2 protein-coding genes are annotated in these 1736 nt (G+C 41.0%); both read left to right on the plus strand.

Going from position 1 to position 1736, the window contains the following annotated elements:
• Positions 1-42 precede the first annotated feature (42 nt).
• Positions 43-609: a helix-turn-helix domain-containing protein gene (locus GGD38_RS37300; RefSeq protein WP_375297994.1), complete on the plus strand. Its 567-nt coding sequence runs from the start codon at positions 43-45 to the stop codon at positions 607-609.
• A 41-nt stretch (positions 610-650) separates the two neighbouring features.
• Positions 651-1553, plus strand: a complete 903-nt coding sequence (locus GGD38_RS37305) for an IS3 family transposase (RefSeq protein WP_375303709.1) — start codon at positions 651-653, stop codon at positions 1551-1553.
• Positions 1554-1736 lie beyond the last annotated feature (183 nt).

A 1736-nucleotide genomic window follows, 5' to 3' on the forward strand; every position in this document is an offset into this window, starting at 1 on the left:
TGCCTCGTCCTAAAAAAACTATACACTTTAAAATTAAAATGTATGGTAGAAAAGGATCACGAACAAACATTCAAAGGCCGTTACAGTGCTAAAGGCAATTGGGACAAAAGGTTTATAGCCGAAGTTGTGGAAGAAATACATAACGGGATGTCTTATCAGGCTGCGAATCAGAAATATAATGTGTCAATAAAGACACTGCACAGATGGATTTTTGATTCAAAAATGGCAGTTCCATCGGGCAAGCTAAAGCGCCCTGTTCCTATTGAAATAAAAAGGTCAGTAGTACGGGCTATTCAAAGCGGAAGATTAACTGTTAAGGAGGCTCAGCGAACCTATGGTATTAAAACAGTAAAAACAATCAACAGCTGGATACACCAATTCAATCTGGAAAATGCCGAACTTGCCGTTGTCAACGAAAGTGGGATGAAGAAAAAGAAACCAGTCGAAGGTAATTCTACAGATAATAACCAAGATATCAAGGGCTTACAAAAAGCCTTAGAGGAAGCTCAACTCAAAGTAGCGGCCCTTAATACACTCATAGATGTAGCCGAAGAACAGCTTAAAATTAATATTAGAAAAAAGCCTGGCGCCAAACAGTCCAACGATTAAAACACGATTTTCCTAAAGCAGGAATAGGAAAGTTATGTCAACTGTTTGGCAAAACCCGTCATGCCTTCTATGACCACGGGTGGCGCGCCAGGCAACAAGGTCTGCAGGAGGATATTATTCTGAATTACATACATCAACAAAGAAAACTGGTACCTAACTTGGGAACCCGAAAACTGCATCTCAATATCGCTCCACTATTGCAGGAACATGGAATACAAATTGGCAGGGATTATCTTTTTGATTTACTACAACGCCATAAGCTACTCATACGGCGTCGTAAAAGAAAAGTGATCACTACTGATTCCCGTCACTGGATGCGCAAATACAGTAACCTTACTATTGACCTTCGTTGTGAACGACCAGAGCAGTTATGGGTGAGTGACATTACTTATATCCGCATGGGTAATCAGTGGGGATATCTGAGCCTTATCACTGATGCGTACTCTCGCAAAATCATGGGTTATTGCCTGCGTATGGACCTTTCTGCACAGGGATGCATCGATGCATTACAAATGGCTCTTGCCGGTCGGCTCTATCCTAAACGGGCGCTTATCCATCATTCGGATCGAGGATCCCAATATTGTTCAGCTGATTATGTGCGAATACTAAAAGAACATGATATCGCTATCAGCATGACAGAAAATGGTGATCCTTACGAAAATGCCCTGGCTGAACGCATTAATGGAATTCTTAAAACGGAGTTTAATCTTTACAGTTCATCGGGTGGTTTTGAACACACTTGCGAGCTTGTTAAAAATAGCATTACCGCTTATAATGAGCACAGACCTCATAGTAGTTGTGATATGCTAACTCCAGCGCAGGCGCATTTAAGACACGGTATTTTAACGAAAAGATGGAAGCAATATCCTATAAAAACGGTTAATGACAACCTACAGACTGAAAACACAATGCAGGACTTAAAGCCTGCTAAGGATAGTCAATAACCAGTAAAAAGGGGCGGGATGGCTCCTCCTTTAAGCCAAATCCCGCCCCTTTTTGCGGTTTAATAAAAGCAATCCTTATTTTTGAAAACTCAACCTGTAAAGCAACTTCAGGATTACCAAATACCTATGTATAGTTGCTTCAGGATTTATTCTTCACGTGTATAGCTATTTCCGGACGAGACA

The sequence above is a fragment of the Niastella sp. OAS944 genome (assembly GCA_024809215.1).
GTDB lineage: Bacteria > Bacteroidota > Bacteroidia > Chitinophagales > Chitinophagaceae > Niastella.

Excerpts from the sequence above, each read along its gene's own strand:
- GGD38_RS37300 (WP_375297994.1), top strand. The coding sequence starts at position 43 with ATGGTAGAAAAGGATCACGAACAAACATTCAAAGGCCGTTACAGTGCT.